The organism is Butyrivibrio sp. NC2002 (assembly GCF_000702265.1).
GTDB lineage: Bacteria > Bacillota > Clostridia > Lachnospirales > Lachnospiraceae > Butyrivibrio.
The window spans coordinates 429,671-446,799 of record NZ_KL370881.1; the positions used below are offsets into that span (position 1 = coordinate 429,671).

Annotated in this window: 16 protein-coding genes; all 16 read left to right on the plus strand. The window is 42.2% G+C overall.

What is annotated here, in order from left to right; genetic code table 11:
* Positions 1-38: 38 nt before the first annotated feature.
* The 16 genes from T543_RS12870 (at position 39) to T543_RS12945 (ending at position 17,106) form a co-directional block, all read left to right on the plus strand.
* Positions 39-623, plus strand: a complete 585-nt coding sequence (locus T543_RS12870) for a folate family ECF transporter S component (protein WP_035769103.1) — start codon at positions 39-41, stop codon at positions 621-623.
* Positions 624-768: 145 nt separating this feature from the next.
* Positions 769-1,233: a ribosome maturation factor RimP gene (rimP, locus tag T543_RS12875; RefSeq protein ID WP_035769105.1), complete on the plus strand. Its 465-nt coding sequence runs from the start codon at positions 769-771 to the stop codon at positions 1,231-1,233.
* 29 nt (positions 1,234-1,262) lie between these two features.
* Entirely contained in the window at positions 1,263-2,453 is a 1,191-nt protein-coding gene (gene nusA, locus T543_RS12880; RefSeq protein ID WP_035769107.1) for a transcription termination factor NusA, read from the plus strand.
* 31 nt (positions 2,454-2,484) lie between these two features.
* Positions 2,485-2,751, plus strand: a complete 267-nt coding sequence (gene rnpM, locus T543_RS12885) for an RNase P modulator RnpM (protein ID WP_035769108.1) — start codon at positions 2,485-2,487, stop codon at positions 2,749-2,751.
* Positions 2,744-3,052 (plus strand): L7Ae/L30e/S12e/Gadd45 family ribosomal protein, encoded by a 309-nt coding sequence (locus T543_RS12890; RefSeq protein ID WP_035769110.1) that lies wholly within the window; start codon positions 2,744-2,746, stop codon positions 3,050-3,052. Before rnpM ends, T543_RS12890 begins: the two co-directional genes overlap by 8 nt.
* Positions 3,053-3,082: 30 nt before the next feature.
* A complete protein-coding gene (gene infB, locus T543_RS12895; protein ID WP_081830071.1) occupies positions 3,083-5,983 on the plus strand; it encodes a translation initiation factor IF-2 in 2,901 nt (966 codons plus the stop codon).
* Between the two features lie 12 nt (positions 5,984-5,995).
* Positions 5,996-6,412, plus strand: a complete 417-nt coding sequence (gene rbfA, locus T543_RS12900) for a 30S ribosome-binding factor RbfA (RefSeq protein WP_035769111.1) — start codon at positions 5,996-5,998, stop codon at positions 6,410-6,412.
* On the plus strand, positions 6,409-7,362 hold the full coding sequence (locus tag T543_RS12905; RefSeq protein WP_035769112.1) for a DHH family phosphoesterase: 954 nt from the start codon (positions 6,409-6,411) through the stop codon (positions 7,360-7,362). The genes rbfA and T543_RS12905 overlap by 4 nt, the downstream gene beginning before the upstream one ends.
* Positions 7,363-8,313: a tRNA pseudouridine(55) synthase TruB gene (truB, locus tag T543_RS12910; RefSeq protein WP_035769113.1), complete on the plus strand. Its 951-nt coding sequence runs from the start codon at positions 7,363-7,365 to the stop codon at positions 8,311-8,313.
* Positions 8,314-8,336: 23 nt separating this feature from the next.
* The gene (gene ribF, locus T543_RS12915) at positions 8,337-9,320 is read left to right on the plus strand and encodes a riboflavin biosynthesis protein RibF (protein ID WP_035769114.1); all 984 of its coding nucleotides are present in this window, start codon (positions 8,337-8,339) and stop codon (positions 9,318-9,320) included.
* A 139-nt stretch (positions 9,321-9,459) separates the two neighbouring features.
* Positions 9,460-9,726, plus strand: coding sequence for a 30S ribosomal protein S15 (gene rpsO, locus T543_RS12920; RefSeq protein ID WP_035769115.1), 267 nt, complete (start codon positions 9,460-9,462; stop codon positions 9,724-9,726).
* Positions 9,727-9,928: 202 nt separating this feature from the next.
* The gene (locus tag T543_RS12925; protein WP_035769116.1) at positions 9,929-12,016 is read left to right on the plus strand and encodes a polyribonucleotide nucleotidyltransferase; all 2,088 of its coding nucleotides are present in this window, start codon (positions 9,929-9,931) and stop codon (positions 12,014-12,016) included.
* A 115-nt stretch (positions 12,017-12,131) separates the two neighbouring features.
* Positions 12,132-13,286 (plus strand): phosphopentomutase, encoded by a 1,155-nt coding sequence (locus tag T543_RS12930; protein ID WP_035769117.1) that lies wholly within the window; start codon positions 12,132-12,134, stop codon positions 13,284-13,286.
* A 174-nt stretch (positions 13,287-13,460) separates the two neighbouring features.
* Entirely contained in the window at positions 13,461-15,062 is a 1,602-nt protein-coding gene (locus T543_RS12935) for a peptide chain release factor 3 (RefSeq protein ID WP_035769118.1), read from the plus strand.
* Positions 15,063-15,105: 43 nt separating this feature from the next.
* Positions 15,106-16,677 carry a transglutaminase domain-containing protein gene (locus T543_RS15430; RefSeq protein ID WP_051638773.1) on the plus strand — a complete coding sequence of 524 codons (1,572 nt, stop codon included), beginning with the start codon at positions 15,106-15,108 and terminating at the stop codon, positions 16,675-16,677.
* Between the two features lie 54 nt (positions 16,678-16,731).
* On the plus strand, positions 16,732-17,106 hold the full coding sequence (locus T543_RS12945; protein WP_035769120.1) for an Asp23/Gls24 family envelope stress response protein: 375 nt from the start codon (positions 16,732-16,734) through the stop codon (positions 17,104-17,106).
* Positions 17,107-17,129 lie beyond the last annotated feature (23 nt).

The following is a 17,129-nucleotide window of genomic DNA, read 5'->3' on the forward strand; positions in this document are numbered from 1 at the left end:
CTCCTTGTGCATTATGTGGATGCGAAGGAGGTGTTTTTATGGAAAAAAATCTATCAGTAAACAATGACAAAAAGCTCAAGGTGAGCACATGGGTCAGATCCCTTAACGAATTCAAAAGTCTCAGAAATGTTGTATTTTGCGGAATGATGGCTGCCATTGCTATCATTCTTGGGTATGTTGCTACTATTAAAATAGGTAACTACATAAGGATCGGTTTTTCGGGTCTTCCCAATCAGGTAGTTGATTATCTGTTTGGACCTGCTATCGGAGCGATATTCGGAGCAAGCCTTGACGTCATCAAGTGGTTTTTGCAGCCTTCTGGTGATTTCTTCCCCGGATTTACAATAAGTGCTGCTCTTGGCGGAATTATTTACGGATTTGCTTTTTACAAAAAAAGCATAACTCTGGGCAGAGTATTTATAGCTCAGTTGATCGTAAAGGTTTTTGTGAACATCGGGCTTAACTCAATCTGGCTTAAGATGCTCTACGACCAGGCAATCATAGCACTACTTCCGGGAAGAATCCTGTCAAATGCAGTAATGCTCCCTATTGATACGTTTATCACTTATGTGATGCTGACTGCTGCAGCCAGGACTGTAAGGAAGATGATCGGCAATACTTGACGAAAAACAGTCACGGTGCTATATTTAGTCTAGTAACTTAAAATTATGCAGACTAGAAGTGGACTTTCGCGAGTCCACTTTTTTCATGCATATCCGGTCTGAGTGTGGAAAACAGAACCGGTCAGACAAATAGGGAAGGTTGTTTATGTCGAGAAAAGAAGAGATAGAAAGAAAAACAGAGGCACTCCTTGGTCCCATTGCTGAGAAAAACGAAGTTCGAATCTACGATGTAGAATATGTCAAAGAAGCCGGAGAATGGTATCTTAGAGCTTACATCGACAGGGATGGCGGAGTTGATATCAATAAATGTGTTGATGTCAGCCATGCACTTTCAGATGCACTCGATGAGCATGACTTTATAGAAGATGCCTATACTCTGGAGGTTTCAAGCCCCGGTCTTGGAAGACAGCTTAAAAAGGACAGACACTTCGAATACAGCCTCGGGCAGGACGTTGATGTAAAGCTTTACAAGCCGATCGACAAGGTAAAGGAATTTACCGGTAATCTCAAGGCATATGATGCTGATACGGTTACGGTCATGATCGGTGACAAGGAACAGGTTTTTAATAGAAAAGAAATATCTAGTATCAGATTAACACTGGATTTTTGAGTTTTCATAATTAAAGGAGAAAAATCATTATGAGCAAAGAATTGATGGATGCACTCGATGTGCTGGAGAAGGAAAAAAACATCAGCAGAGATTCGCTGTTTGATGCAATTGAGAATTCTTTGGTAACTGCCTGCAAGAACAACTTTGGCAGAGCAGAGAATATTCGTGTCGAGGTAGACAGAAACACTTGCGATTTCAAGTGCTTCGCAGACAAAGAAGTAGTAGAACTTGAGGATGATGTAATGGATCCTCTTCTTGAGATTTGTCTCGATGATGCACGTAAGATAGATAAGAAGGCACAGATAGGTGACATCGTTCCTGTAGCCCTTAATTCAAAAGAGTTCGGTCGTATCGCTACTCAGAATGCCAAGAACGTTATTCTTCAGAAGATCAGAGAGGAAGAGCGCGGAGCTATCTATAATGAATATTATGAACATGAGCATGACATTGTAACAGGTGTTGTCCAGAGATTCATCGGCAAGAACATCAGCATCAATCTTGGAAAAGCAGATGCAATGCTCAATGAGAATGAACAGGTTAAGACAGAGCACTATCGCCCTACAGAGAGAATTAAGGTTTACATTCTTGAAGTAAGAAACGGAAGCAAGGGACCTCGTATCCTTGTATCACGTACACATCCTGATCTTGTTAAGAGACTATTTGAACAGGAAGTTGCTGAGATCCAGGACGGTACAGTAGAAATAAAGAGCATCGCTCGTGAGCCCGGCAGCCGTACCAAGATCGCTGTTTATTCAAACAATCCTAACGTAGATGCTGTAGGTGCATGCGTAGGTGTTAACGGCGCCAGAGTTAATCTTATAGTAGACGAATTAAACGGTGAGAAGATAGATATCGTAAACTGGGATGAGAACCCCGGAAACCTTATTCAGAATGCTCTTTCACCTGCTAAGATCGTAGCAGTATTTGCCGATCCCGATGAGAAGAGCGCTAAGGTAGTTGTTCCCGATTATCAGCTTTCACTTGCAATCGGTAAAGAAGGTCAGAATGCCCGTCTTGCAGCACGTCTTACAGGATATAAGATCGATATCAAGAGTGAGACTCAGGCTAAGGATGCTCCCGGATTCAGAATCGAAGATTACATGGATGATGAAGACGAGTATGAAGAGGATGAATACATCGAAGAGGATGATGATGAAACAGAAGTATCTGATGAGGTGTATACAGACGAGGATGTTGCCGGGGAGGATACAGAGGAGTAATCCTTTGCCCCTGATAAGTTAAGGCAAAATTATGGAAAAAAAGAGACCAATGCGCAGATGCGTAGGATGTGACATAAGCAAGGATAAAGATGAACTTGTGCGAATTGTCCGCGATGCTAACGGTGAATTACATGCGGATTTTACCGGAAGAGCAAATGGCAGAGGCGCGTATATATGTAACAATTCAAAATGCCTTGAAAAGGCTGCAAAGAGGAGAGGTTTTGAGAAATCTTTCAGAGAAGCAGTACCGGTAGAGGCACTTAAGGAACTTGAAAAGGAGCTTGCACAAAATGGATGAAAAAATCTATTCGCTGCTGGGACTTTGTCAGAAGGCAGGGAAGCTTGTGAGCGGTGAGTTTTCAGTTGAGAATGCTATAAAGAGCGGAACGGCTTTGGTTGTTTTGATAAGCCTTGATGCTTCTGAAAACACTAAAAAGAAGTTCCATGATAAATGTGATTTTTATAATGTGAAGGTGGCCGATTTCGGTTCAAAAGAAAAACTTGGACATGCGATCGGAAAAGAAGTCAGAACAAGCGTTGCAGTCACGGATGCAGGATTTGCTAAATCGCTTTGCGAAAAGCTTGAACTTCAGTTATAAGGTAAGATGAAAAGTACGGAGGAAATGCGAATGTCGAAAATTAAAATATCCGAACTCGCTTCGGAGCTTGGTATAGAAGGAAAGGAGCTTGTTAATTTCCTGCAGGAGCAGGGAGTTGAAGCTGCAAAGAGATCTACCAGCTCAATAGAAGACGAAGATGCGGAGAAAGCAAGAAAACATTTCGGAAGCGGCAAATCCGGAGAGAAGTCTGTAAATGAGGAGAAGAAGGCTGCATCAGAAGAATCTGATGATGCAAAAAAAGCTGAAAAGAAAAAACCTGAAGCTCCCAAGGGCGGAGACGGTGCCGTAAAGAAAAAGAAGAAGATTATTATTACAACAAACCCCGGTAATTCTAAGAATGGCAATTTCCAGGGTGGAAATAACAACAATAATAATCAGAATCGTGGAAGCCAGAACAAGAATTTCGGCAGAGATAACCGCGGAGGCCAGAAGCAGAGTACATTCGCACGTTCACAGAACGCATATCATCCGATTAAGCCTTTAACTGCACCATCACAGCTTGAAGCATACAACACGGAAATTCCGAAGTACCACGAACCTGCACAGCAGGCTCCTAAAGCTGAACCGGTTCAGAAGACCGAAGCTGCACCCAAGGAAGCTCCTGTGCAGACTCCTGCTGCAGAACCTGTAAAGGAAGTACGTTCAAACGAGAATCGTCCTACTGAGCATAAGGAAAATCGTCAGAACGAGCAGAGAGAAAATCACCAGAATAATGAGCGCTCAAATAATGATCGTCAGGGTCAGGATCGCCAGAGAGATAATCGTCAGGGCGGCGAGCGCAAGTTCGGCAATAACCAGAACGGTCAGCAGAGAAGATCTGATGACAGAAACAGAGATGGTCAGAGACAGGGACGTCCCGGTCAGAATGCAAGACCCGGACAGGGACCTGCAAGAGGCACATCTGACAGACCTCAGGGCAAAGGTAAGGACTTCTCTAAGGGAGCCGGAAGAGGCGGATTCGATGCACCTCCGATCAACGAGGGCAAAGGTGAAGGAAAGAGACGTTCTACTCAGGATAAGGATAAGAGATCCAAGAAGGATCATATCTATGAAGAGAATGACGAGATGATGCCAAGAAGTAAGAGAGTTGGCCGTTTCATCAAGCCTGAGGTTAAGAAGGTAGAAGAGCCTGAGGAGCAGATCAAGGTAATTACAATCCCTGATAAGCTTACTATCAAGGAACTTGCTGATAAGATGAAGCTGCAGCCTTCTGCTATCATCAAGAAGCTTTTCCTTGCAGGTCAGGTAGTTACGGTTAACTCAGAGCTTTCATATGAGGAAGCTGAGAATATTGCGATCGAATATGACATCATCTGCGAGAAGGAAGTTCAGGTAGACGTGATCGAAGAACTTCTTAAGGAAGAAGAGGAGAATCCTGAGGATCTTACTCCCAGACCTCCGGTTGTCTGCGTAATGGGTCACGTTGACCATGGTAAGACATCACTTCTTGATGCTATTCGTGATACAAGCGTTACTGATAAGGAAGCAGGCGGTATTACACAGCGTATCGGTGCTTACCAGATCAAGGTTAATGACAGAAAGATCACATTCCTTGATACACCCGGTCACGAAGCTTTTACAGCTATGCGTATGCGTGGTGCTAATTCAACAGATATCGCCGTACTCGTTGTAGCAGCTGATGATGGTGTTATGCCTCAGACAATAGAAGCTATCAACCATGCTAAAGCAGCAGGTGTTGAAATAATCGTTGCAGTAAACAAGATTGATAAACCCAGTGCTAACGTAGACAGAGTTAAGCAGGAAATGACTGAATACGGTCTTATCGCTACTGATTGGGGCGGACAGACTGAGTTCGTTCCCGTATCTGCAAAGACAGGTGAAGGTATGGATGTACTTCTTGATACCATCCTCATCACTGCAGATATTCTTGAGCTCAAGGCTAATGCGAACAGAAGTGCAAGAGGTCTTGTACTCGAGGCTAAGCTTGATAAGGGCCGTGGTCCTGTTGCAAACGTACTTGTACAGAAGGGTACTCTTCATGTTGGGGACTTCATTTCTGCAGGTGCATGCTCAGGTAAGGTTCGTGCAATGATAGATGATAAGGGCAAGAGACTTAAAGAAGCCCGTCCTTCACAGCCTGTTGAGATCCTTGGACTTTCAGATGTTCCCGGAGCAGGTGAGGTATTCCTTGGTCATGAGAGTGATAAGGAAGCTAAGCAGTATGCTAACACATACCTCCAGCAGCAGAAGAAAGACCTCATCGAGGAGACAAAGGCTAAGATGTCACTTGATGACCTCTACTCCAAGATTGAGGAAGGTAAGCTCAAAGAACTTGATATCATTATCAAGGCTGACGTTCAGGGTAGCGTAGAAGCACTTAAGGCAAGTCTTCTTAAGCTTTCCAACGACGAAGTTGTTGTTAAGATCATCCACGGCGGCGTTGGTGCGATCACAGAATCTGACGTATCACTTGCTGCTGCATCAAATGCTATTATCATCGGTTTTGATGTTAGACCTGATGCTGTTGCCAAGAGCACAGCTGAGCACGAAGGTGTAGAGATCAAGCTTTACAAGGTTATCTACCAGGCTATCGAAGATGTTGAGTATGCTATGAAGGGTATGCTTGCTCCTGTATATGAGGAGAAGGTTATCGGACATGCTGAGATCCGTCAGCTCTTCAAGGCTTCCAAGCTTGGTAATATTGCCGGTTCTATCGTTACTGACGGTATGATCCAGAAGGATTGTAAGGTTCGTATTAACCGTGGCGACGAGCAGATATTTGAAGGTGATCTTGCTTCACTTAAGCGCTTCAAGGATGACGTCAAAGAGGTTAAGGACGGATACGAGTGTGGTCTTGTATTTGACGGATTTGATCAGATCCAGGTTGGTGATACAGTAGAAGCTTACATTATGGTTGAGGTTCCTCGCGAGAAGCTTGAGAATAAATAAAAGGGATAATCAATGAGAAAAAACAGTATCAAAAATATCCGTATTAACGGAGAGGTACAAAAAGTAATATCAGAGGCTATCAGATTTAGTAAGGATCCCAGGATCAGCCCCATGACATCCGTAATGGATGTTGAGGTTGCTCCTGACCTTAAGACCTGCAAGGTATGGGTTTCTGTTATGGGTAATGATGAGGACAGACTCCGTACCCAGGAAGGTCTTAAATCTGCTGCCGGATATATCAGAAGTACTCTTGCAAAAGAACTGAATATGAGAAATACTCCTGAGCTCAGATTCATCATGGACGATTCAATAGAATATGCTATTAATATGTCTAAGAAGATTGATGAAGTTGCAGCCAAGGATGCAGCAGCCAGAGCAGCAAGAGGCGAAACAGAAGACGAAGATACAAGTGATGGTGATGATGAATGAAAATCGATGAACTGCTTGCCGGTGTAAGCACCGTCGGAATCAGTGGTCATATACGTCCTGACGGTGATTGTATCGGCTCAAACATGGCATTATACAATTATCTTAGGAAAAACTATCCTGATATCAGGGTAGACGTGTTCCTGCAGGAAATACCTGAATGCTTTTCTTTTCTCGATGGCATAGAGGATGTAAGGACTGATTACAAGACAGACATTGATAGCTATGATCTCTTTTTTGCACTAGATTGCGGAAAAGAAAGACTTGGCGATGCTGAGAAATTTTTTGATGCTGCAAAAAAGAAGATAAACATAGATCATCATATCAGTAATCCGGGGACGGGTGATGCTAATTACATAGTTCCTACAGCAAGCTCTGCATGCGAGCTTGTATATAACTGCCTGGACAATGAAAAAACAGATGAGGCGGTTGCCAAGTGTATCTATACCGGAATTGTAACAGATACCGGTGTATTCAAGTATTCCAACACATCTCCGGAGACACTTAAGGTAGTATCTGAGCTTATCAAATTCGGTTTTGATTTTGGAGCTTTGGTCGATCACGTATTCTTTGAAAAGACCTATGTGCAGAACCAGATACTTGGCAGAGCTTTACTTGAAAGCATGCTCTTTATGGATGGAAAATGCATAGTAAGTGTAGTTTCCAGACAGACAATGGATTTCTATATGGTTACATCAAGTGACCTTGACGGAATTGTAAGCCAGCTCCTTTTGACTTCAGGAACTGAGTGCGCTATGTTCTTATACGAGATAGGAAGTATGGAATACAAGGTTAGTCTGCGTTCAAAGGGACTTGTGAATGTGGCCAAAATAGCTGAACTGTTCGGAGGCGGCGGACATGCAAGGGCAGCCGGATGCACTATGAACGGAACACAGCATGATATCATCAACAATCTTTCGGAGTACATCGAAAGACAGCTTAAAGGTATATAAATGTATAACGGACTGATCAATGTTTACAAGGAGGCAGGCTATACATCCAACGATGTTGTGGCGCGCCTCCGCGGCATTTTAAAAATGAGAAAAATCGGACACACAGGGACTCTGGATCCGGATGCGGTCGGAGTCCTTGTTGTTTGTGTGGGAAATGGAACAAAACTGGTCGAGATGCTGACAGACCATGATAAGGAATATATTGCGGTCTGCAGGCTTGGTGTTACAACAGATACACAGGATATGTCTGGCAATATCCTCTCAGAAAGTGATGTTGATGTTACTTCAGAGAGACTCCGCGAAGTCGTAAAGAGGTTCGTAGGAGAATACGACCAGATTCCTCCTATGTATTCCGCAATCAAAGTCGGTGGTAAAAAGCTGTATGAACTCGCAAGAGCCGGTAAGGAAGTAGAGAGAAAACCAAGAAGAGTAAGCATACCTTCGATTACTATCCTTGACGACAGCAGACTATCATCGGACCACATTTTTACTATGGAGATAAAGTGCTCCAAGGGTACATATATCAGAACGCTCTGCAATGACATAGGCGAAGCCCTTGGCTGCGGCGCTGCGATGGAACATCTCACAAGAACCTGCGTGGGAAGCTTCCATCTTGATACAGCTGTAACTCTTGATGAAATTGAAAAAAGAAGAGATGAAGGCAGGCTGGATGAAATAATATACCCTACAGAGAGCATTTTCAGAGATCTGGATCTGTGCATTATAAAAGACAGCCACAGGAGACTTCTTGAAAATGGAAACGGATTCAAGGTTGAAAATATTTTAAAAGAGACGCCGGATGATGAGATGGATCACATAGATGATTCGGAACTGTATGAAGATGGCGTAAGAGTCAGGGTATATTCAGAGGATAAGACCTTTTTTGGAATATACAAATATGACAAGAGATTAGAATCATTCAAGGTTGAAAAATTTTTCTATCAGCCTTGAGAATAATAAAATGGAGAAAGCAAATGCAGATAATTTCCTGCACGAAGAAATTTCATATAGAAGATAAAACTGCAGTTGCTATAGGCAAATTTGACGGAATTCATTTGGGTCACCAAAAGCTTCTTTCACACATCCTTGATAAAAAGGATAAGGGCATGAAAGCAGCTATATTCACATTTGATCCGTCGCCCGCTGTATTTTTTTCTAATATTTCAAAGAAACAAGCCGGCGCTAAAGTTTTTGATGATAAACGAAATGATGAACATAAAATGATGATTTCGCAACTTCTTACAAAGGAAGAAAAGCGTCGCAAATTTGAAGAACTTGGAATAGATATTCTGGTCGAGTTTCCGATGGATGAAGAGACTGCTCATATTTCACCGGAAGACTGTGTAAGAAATATTCTGCACGATCAGATGAATGCAGCATATATCGCTGCGGGAGACGATCTGTCTTACGGCTACAAGGGTAAGGGAGACTTCGCCCTTTTAAACAAACTTGCACCGGAACTTGGATACAGAACCCATGCAATAAAAAAGCTTCAGATGTTTGGACGAAATATAAGTTCAAGCTTTATAAAAGAAGAGATTCAAAAGGCAGAAATGGAGAGAGCAGCAGAGCTTTTGGGCGAGAAGTACTATGTCGGCGGATTGGTGGAGCATGGTAAAAGACTTGGAAGAACCATAGGTTTTCCTACAGTTAATATTTTACCTCCCGACGAAAAATGTCTTCCTCCTTTTGGAGTTTATTTTTCTGAAGTGAGGATAGAGGGACAAAAATATCATGGAATGACCAATATAGGCGTAAGACCTACAGTTTCCGACAACAACAGAGTAAGTGTTGAAACATTTATATATGATTTTGACGGAGACTTGTACGGAAAATATCTGGAAATAGCTCTTCTTACATTTCACCGAAAAGAGCAGAGGTTTTCCGGTGTGGATGCCTTAAAGGCACAGATGGATCATGACCTGGAAGCGGGAAGAAATTTTTTCAGCAGAGACTGAACTTTACATTTGTTAATACCTGTGATAAAATAAATCGGTTTCTTACATGAGAAACAATATGCAATTACCGATACTCGGATCGAGGCTTCTCCAGCCACTTCCTGGTATACGGCAGATCGAAGTAAAAAGGAGAAAGAGAATGATCGCAAAAGAGAAAAAGACAGAAGTTATCAATCAGTTCGCAAGACAGGCTGGCGACACAGGTTCACCGGAGGTTCAGATTGCTATTCTTACAGCTCGTATCAAAGAGCTTAACGAGCATCTTGATGTACATCCCAAGGATCACCACTCAAGAAGAGGACTTCTTAAGATGGTTGGTAGAAGACGTGCTCTTCTTTCTTACCTTAAGAAGAAGGATCTTGAGAAGTATCGTAAGCTTATCGCTGATCTTGGTCTGAGAAAGTAATGGAAAAAAGGCGGGGTTGGTCGATTTTATTATCGGCTTATTCCGCCTTGTTTTTGTTCTTTTATTATCGATCGGACTTAAAACTAAAGTCAGCAATTCAAGTTTCCATACAAGCCTGCCGCTAAAGATGAAAAGTTGGCGGAGTTTGTTGGTTCTTAAGGATTAAAAATGCGCCCGAGGATGGCGCGAGAAGGAGATTAATATGAAAACATTTTCAATGGAACTGGCTGGTCGTACACTTAAAGTGGAAATCGGCAAAGTAGGTAAACAGGCTAACGGATGTGCATTTATGCAGTATGGTGATACAACTGTTCTTTGTACTGCAACAGCATCAGATAAGCCCAGAGACGGTATCGACTTCTTCCCTCTTAGTGTAGAGTATGGTGAGAAGTTCTACTCAGTTGGTAAATTCCCCGGAGGATTCAATAAGCGTGAGGGTAAGCCTTCTGAGAATGCTATTCTTACAAGCCGTGTTATTGACAGACCTATGCGTCCTCTTTTCCCTAAGGATTACAGAAATGACGTAACAATCGAAGATATGGTTATGTCAGTTGATCCTGAGTGCCGCCCTGAACTGGTTGCAATGATCGGTTCATCAGTAGCAGTATCTATTTCAGATATACCTTTCGACGGCCCTTGCGCAATGACACAGGTAGGTCTTGTTGATGGAGAGTTCATCATCAACCCTTCACAGGAAGTTTGGAATAACGGCGATATGCGCCTTACAGTTGCTTCTGTAGGTGAGAAGGTTATCATGATCGAAGCAGGATGTAATGAAGTTCCCGAAGATAAGATGGAGGAAGCTATCTATCTTGCACATGATGTAAACCTCAAGGTTATCGAGTTCATCAAGGGCATCGTAGCAGAGGTTGGTAAGCCAAAGCATTCATACGAGAGCTGCGCAGTACCTCAGGAACTCTTTGATGCTATCAAGGAAGTGGTTCCTCAGGAAGAGATGGAAAAGGCTGTATTCACAGACGAGAAGCAGCAGCGTGAAGCTAATATTGCAGAGATAACAGATCGCCTTACAGAGAAGTTTGCAGACAACGAAGAGTGGCTTGCAATCCTCGGCGAAGCTATTTATCAGTATGAAAAGAAGACAGTACGTAAGATGATCCTCAAGGACCACAAGCGTCCTGACGGAAGAGAAATCAAGCAGATCCGTCCTCTTTCAGCTGAGATCGATCTTATTCCCAGAGTTCATGGTAGTGCAATGTTCACTCGTGGACAGACTCAGATCTGTGATGTAACAACACTTGCTCCTCTTTCAGAGATGCAGAAGATTGAGGGTCTCGATGCTACAGTAACAGGCAAGAGATATATTCACCAGTACAACTTCCCTTCATACTCTGTTGGAGAGACAAAGGTTTCAAGAGGTCCCGGACGTAGAGAGATCGGTCACGGTGCACTTGCAGAGAGAGCACTTCTTCCTGTACTTCCTTCAGTTGAGGAGTTCCCTTATGCTATACGCTGCGTATCTGAGACATTTGAAAGTAACGGTTCAACATCAATGGCTTCAACATGTGCATCATGTATGTCACTTATGGCAGCCGGTGTTCCTATTAAGAAGATGGTAGCAGGTATCTCTTGTGGCCTTGTTACAGGCGATACAGATGATGATTTCGTAGTACTTACTGATATTCAGGGTCTTGAGGACTTCTTCGGAGATATGGACTTCAAGGTTACAGGTACTAAGGATGGTATCACAGCTATTCAGATGGATATCAAGATCCATGGTCTTACAAAGCCTATAGTTGAGCAGGCTATTGCACAGTGCCGTGAGGCTCGCCTCTTCATCATGGATGAATGTATGAGCAAGGTAATTGCTGAACCTCGTAAGGAAGTTAGCAAATATGCTCCTAAGATCATCTCAATTGAGATCGATCCTGAAAAGATTGGTGATGTTGTTGGTCAGAGAGGTAAGACAATCAATGAGATCATCACACGTACAGGTGTTAAGATCGATATCACAGATGATGGTAAGGTAAGCATCTGCGGTGAAGACATCGAGATGATGCAGAAGGCTATTGATTACATCAACATCATCACAACTGATTTCGAGAAGGGTCAGGTATTCACAGGTAAAGTTGTAAGTATTAAGGAATTCGGTGCATTTGTTGAGTTTGCTCCCGGAAAAGAAGGCATGGTTCATATCTCTAAGATTGCAAACGAGAGAATCGACCATGTTGAAGATGTTCTTACACTTGGCGATGAAGTTAAGGTTGTTTGCCTTGGTAAGGATCGCATGGGCAGAATCAGCTTCTCAATGAAGGATGTAGCTCAGAAATAATTTCATTTTTGAAAAATGAAATGATACACCTAATGTGATAAAATAAAGGGGATGCGTGATATCGCATTCCCTATTATATTTGGAATGATTTTTCAGGATTTTCAGGAGGTTAATAATGGGAAGAATATTTTTGATAGTTCTCGATAGCTTTGGAGTAGGTGAAGAACCTGATGCAGCTGAGTATGGAGATTTTGATGTAAATACTTTAAGATCTTGTTCTACAAGTAAGTATTTCTCAATGCCCAACATGGGTGCTATGGGACTTTTCAATATAGATGGTGTTGACTGTGTCGATGGAGTTGAGAGCCCTACAGCAGCTTATGGTAAATGCCAGGAAGCAAGTAAGGATAAGGATACAACCACAGGACACTGGGAGATAGCAGGTATCGTATCACCCAGACCCATGCCGAAATTCCCTGACGGATTCCCCAAGGAATTCCTTGACGAGTTCAGTAAGAGAGTAGGACGCGGCGTTATTTGCAACAAACCCTATTCCGGAACAGAGGTTATAAATGATTATGGTGATGAGCATGTTAAGACAGGAGATCTGATCGTTTATACATCAGCAGACAGTGTATTCCAGATTGCTGCTCATGAGGATGTTGTTCCTCTTGATACTCTTTACGAGTATTGCCACATCGCAAGAGAGATGCTCACAGGAGATCTCGGTGTAGGAAGAGTAATCGCAAGACCTTTTGTCGGAACAAGCGGAAATTACACAAGAACACCCCACAGACATGATTATTCACTTAAGCCGCCGAAGACAACAATGCTTGATCAGCTTAAGGCTGCAGGCAAGGAAGTACTTGGCGTTGGTAAAATAAGAGATATCTTTGAGGGACAGGGTCTTACAGAATATGTATTTTCAGAGAGCAATGCTGACGGTATAGAGAAGACTCTTAACTATATGAACAGAGACTTTGACGGTCTGTGCTTTGTAAACCTTGTAGATTTTGATATGCTCTACGGCCACAGAAGAGATATTGATGGTTATGCAAAAGCTCTCAACTACTTCGACAGTAAGCTTCCTGAGATGGTAGCAAAGCTTCATGATGACGATATCATTATGATGACTGCTGACCATGGATGTGACCCTGCTTATCTTAAAACCACTGACCATACAAGAGAATATATTCCTTTTATCATGTATGGTAAGAATGTAACACCAAGAAACCTTGGTACAAGAAGCTCCTTTACCGATATTGCAGCAACTGTACTTGATTACTTTGGAATTAAGCCTGAATTTGAAGGTACTTCAATGCTTCACTGACATTTTATTGACTTTACGCGCACTCTTTCATAAAATAGGAAGAGTGCGTTTTTTTTCGCATTAAACCAGGTCCTCGCAAAACGAGGGATGTGTCCTGCCAAATGCAGGATACTGGCGGGCAATTTCCGCTTTTACCGCAAGAAGTCAAGTTTTTATATTCAGAAAGGCTAAATAATGAGTAATAACCATATTACAGAAGAGATAAATAAGAGACGTACTTTTGCGATCATTTCTCATCCTGATGCAGGTAAGACTACACTTACAGAGAAATTCCTACTCTATGGTGGAGCGATCAATCTTGCAGGTTCTGTTAAAGGTAAGGCTACAGCCAGACATGCAGTATCTGACTGGATGGAAATAGAGAAACAGCGTGGTATTTCTGTTACATCTTCAGTTCTTCAGTTCAATTTTGAGGATTGCTGTATCAATATTCTTGATACTCCGGGACACCAGGATTTCTCTGAGGATACTTATCGTACACTTATGGCTGCCGACTCTGCGGTCATGGTAATTGATGCAAGTAAAGGTGTTGAGCCTCAGACAAAGAAGCTTTTTAAGGTCTGCACAATGAGACATATTCCGATCTTTACTTTTATCAACAAGCTTGATAGAGATGCGATGGATACTTATGAACTCCTTGATGATATTGAGAATCATCTTGGGATCGCAACATGTCCTATGAACCTTCCTATAGGCTCCGGTAAGAATTTCAAGGGAATCTATGACAGAAGAGAGAAGCATGTAGTTACTTTCCAGGATACCATGAAGGGAACCAAGGAAGGTACTGAGACGATAATTCCCATGGATGACAGGGATCAGCTTCTTTCAACTATTGGTGAGGAAGCACTTGATAACCTGGAGGGAGAGATTGAACTCATGGACGGAGCAGGTGCTGAGTTTGACCTTGATGAAGTAAGGGCAGGTAATCTTACTCCTGTTTTCTTCGGATCAGCTCTTCAGAACTTTGGTGTAGAACTCTTTCTTCATAATTTCCTTCAGATGGCTACTCCTCCAAGTGGAAGAACTGATGCCAATGGAGATGTTATTGATCCTAAGGAACACGATTTTACAGCATTTGTATTCAAGATCCAGGCAAACATGAACAAGGCTCACAGAGACAGAGTTGCTTTCATGCGTATCTGCTCAGGAAGATATGATGCAGATAAGGAAGTTAAGCATGTTCAGTCAGGAAAGGTATTCAGGCTTTCACAGCCTCAGCAGCTTATGGCTGATGAAAGAAAAATTTTAAGTGAAGCCTATGCAGGTGATATAATGGGTGTATTCGATCCCGGTATTTTTTCAATCGGTGATACGGTATGTATGCCTAAGGATACCGTTAAGTATGAAGGAATTCCCACATTTGCACCTGAGCACTTTGCAAGGGTAAGACAAGTTGATACAATGAAACGTAAGCAGTTCGTTAAGGGGATCGAACAGATTGCTCAGGAAGGTGCCATTCAGATATTCCAGGAATTTAACATGGGAATGGAAGAGATAATCGTCGGCGTTGTAGGTGTCCTTCAGTTTGACGTACTTAAATTCAGATTGCAGAGCGAGTATAACGTTGAGATACTTCTTGATATGCTTCCGTATGAATATATCAGATGGGTGGACAATGAAGACATTGATATGAACTCACTTGTCGGCACATCAGATATGAAGAAGATCAAGGATATGAACGGCAGACCGCTTCTTCTGTTTGTAAATGAATGGAGTCCTCAGATGACTGTTGACAGAAATAAGGGACTTATTCTTAGCGAATTCAGAAAGAATTAATTTGATACGGAACTTAAGACAATAGTTATTGTTAGGGGTGGATATGAAAAAAGGCAGATGTAACTTTGAAAATTTCATAAGGAAAGCATCGGCCTTTTTTGCCGTTTTTTCACTTTCTTTTCTGACCGGATGTAGTGACATGGTCACTGATTATCTGCAGGATAATAATATTCTTGATCCGGATAAATACTCAGAAGATAAGATCATATCTAAAAAAATTGAAGATCCTGATACCGCTGACTCTAAAGAAACAGATGCAGGGGGCTCATCAAATGCAGATTTTTCATCAAATGAAGAACCTGTAGAAGGGACGGATAATGATGCTGAATCGGATGCCGGATCTGATGCAGCTTCAAGTGCAGGCGCTGATACAAGTGCGGATGCCGACTCGGGAAAATCTGTTTTTGATCCCGATGCTATAAATGAGTCAATAGACAATCTGATTACCGAGATAGAAAATGAAACAGGCAGAAAACGAAATGATAAAGAGGTAGAAAGATCAGATTCTGCAGGGCAGGATGCTACCAGTTTTTTCAGTGATACATATCAGAACAACATGCGTGCCGAAATAGGGCTTACGGATGAAGGGATTGCTGAAATAAAAGAATCCCAGAAGGGAATGTATGCTTTCGAGCATTTAAATGACGAAGGCAAGACTCTTTATGCGGAGCTTTTGACTATTATCCAAAACAGATCCTCCGATATCGTTGTGTCTACTCTTGATGAGGAGATTCTTGATGTTGTTTGCCAGTTTGTCCTGGCAGATCACCCGGAGCTTTTCTATATGGACGGATATACATATACAAGGTATACGATAGGCGGAGAACTTAACAAGTTATCATTTACGGGTAATTACATATATTCAGACGAAGAAATAGCTGCAAGGCAGACTAAGATAGATGAGTATGTAAATAACTGCATAGCAAGGATTCCCGAAGAACTTGATACCTACGGAAAAGTAAAGTACGTATATGAATATCTGATTTCAAATACGGAATATGATTTTAATGCGCCGGATAATCAGAATATATGCTCGGTTTTTATCTATGGAAAGTCAGTTTGCCAGGGCTATGCAAAGGCTACGCAATATCTTTTGAATAAACTGGGAATTCCGGCAACTCTTGTTACAGGAAAAGTCAACGGAGTCGGTCATGCCTGGAATCTTGTCTATGTCGATGGCGACTATACTTATGTAGATACGACCTGGGGAGATTCTTCCTACCAAAGAACAGAGTCCTCCGGAGATACCGGAAAGATCCCGCTCATAAATTATGTTTATCTGTGCTGTACAACGCAGGATATTTCAAGGACTCATACTATTGCAGAGACACTTCCGATGCCAAAATGCGATTCCATGAAGAATAACTATTTCGTGAGGGAAAACGAGTATTTTGTTTCACCGGATATGGATGCTGTCGGAGAGCTTTTTAACAGAAGATATGCAGATGGCAGCAATAATGTCACTATAAAATGCGGAACTAAAGAGGTATATGACAGTCTGTTTAACAGTCTTATAACAGATCAGAAGGTGTTCGGATTCCTTCAGGGTGCCAATAACACCGTATCCTACACGACATTTGACGATCAGTACATACTTATTATATGGCTGTATTAGTGAGCGGTTTTTATGATATAATGATATAAGTTTTTAGTGAAAGGATGATTTTTCATGGATAAGGAATTACAGAAGGCTTCAATAAAGAATACAAAGGGAATCGGCCAGGTTAAGATCGCCGATGATGTTGTTGCAAGAATTGCTGCGCTGGCTGCACTTGAGATCGATGGAGTAAGCGCTATGGCAGGCAACTATACAAGTGAGAATATAGATAAGGTCAGCCCCAAGAATCTGCAGAAGAGTTCTAAGATTGCAGTCTCTGAGGGCAAAGTAAGAGTGGATATGTCTATTCTTATGAAGTACAGCTACAACATTCCTGCTACAAGCAAGCAGGTTCAGGACAGAGTTCAGAACTCTATTCAGAGCATGACAGGTCTTGATGTTACAGATGTTAACGTTCGCATTGCCGGAATCACAATGCCCGAATAATTACAGAAAGCAGGATATTATTA

Excerpts from the sequence above, each read along its gene's own strand:
- infB (WP_081830071.1), top strand. The coding sequence starts at position 3,083 with ATGTCGAAAATTAAAATATCCGAACTCGCTTCGGAGCTTGGTATAGAA.
- T543_RS12870 (WP_035769103.1), top strand. The coding sequence starts at position 39 with ATGGAAAAAAATCTATCAGTAAACAATGACAAAAAGCTCAAGGTGAGC.
- rimP (WP_035769105.1), top strand. The coding sequence starts at position 769 with ATGTCGAGAAAAGAAGAGATAGAAAGAAAAACAGAGGCACTCCTTGGT.
- rbfA (WP_035769111.1), top strand. The coding sequence starts at position 5,996 with ATGAGAAAAAACAGTATCAAAAATATCCGTATTAACGGAGAGGTACAA.
- T543_RS12925 (WP_035769116.1), top strand. The coding sequence starts at position 9,929 with ATGAAAACATTTTCAATGGAACTGGCTGGTCGTACACTTAAAGTGGAA.
- ribF (WP_035769114.1), top strand. The coding sequence starts at position 8,337 with ATGCAGATAATTTCCTGCACGAAGAAATTTCATATAGAAGATAAAACT.
- T543_RS12905 (WP_035769112.1), top strand. The coding sequence starts at position 6,409 with ATGAAAATCGATGAACTGCTTGCCGGTGTAAGCACCGTCGGAATCAGT.
- rnpM (WP_035769108.1), top strand. The coding sequence starts at position 2,485 with ATGGAAAAAAAGAGACCAATGCGCAGATGCGTAGGATGTGACATAAGC.
- nusA (WP_035769107.1), top strand. The coding sequence starts at position 1,263 with ATGAGCAAAGAATTGATGGATGCACTCGATGTGCTGGAGAAGGAAAAA.
- T543_RS12890 (WP_035769110.1), top strand. The coding sequence starts at position 2,744 with ATGGATGAAAAAATCTATTCGCTGCTGGGACTTTGTCAGAAGGCAGGG.
- T543_RS12930 (WP_035769117.1), top strand. The coding sequence starts at position 12,132 with ATGGGAAGAATATTTTTGATAGTTCTCGATAGCTTTGGAGTAGGTGAA.
- rpsO (WP_035769115.1), top strand. The coding sequence starts at position 9,460 with ATGATCGCAAAAGAGAAAAAGACAGAAGTTATCAATCAGTTCGCAAGA.
- truB (WP_035769113.1), top strand. The coding sequence starts at position 7,363 with ATGTATAACGGACTGATCAATGTTTACAAGGAGGCAGGCTATACATCC.
- T543_RS15430 (WP_051638773.1), top strand. The coding sequence starts at position 15,106 with ATGAAAAAAGGCAGATGTAACTTTGAAAATTTCATAAGGAAAGCATCG.
- T543_RS12935 (WP_035769118.1), top strand. The coding sequence starts at position 13,461 with ATGAGTAATAACCATATTACAGAAGAGATAAATAAGAGACGTACTTTT.
- T543_RS12945 (WP_035769120.1), top strand. The coding sequence starts at position 16,732 with ATGGATAAGGAATTACAGAAGGCTTCAATAAAGAATACAAAGGGAATC.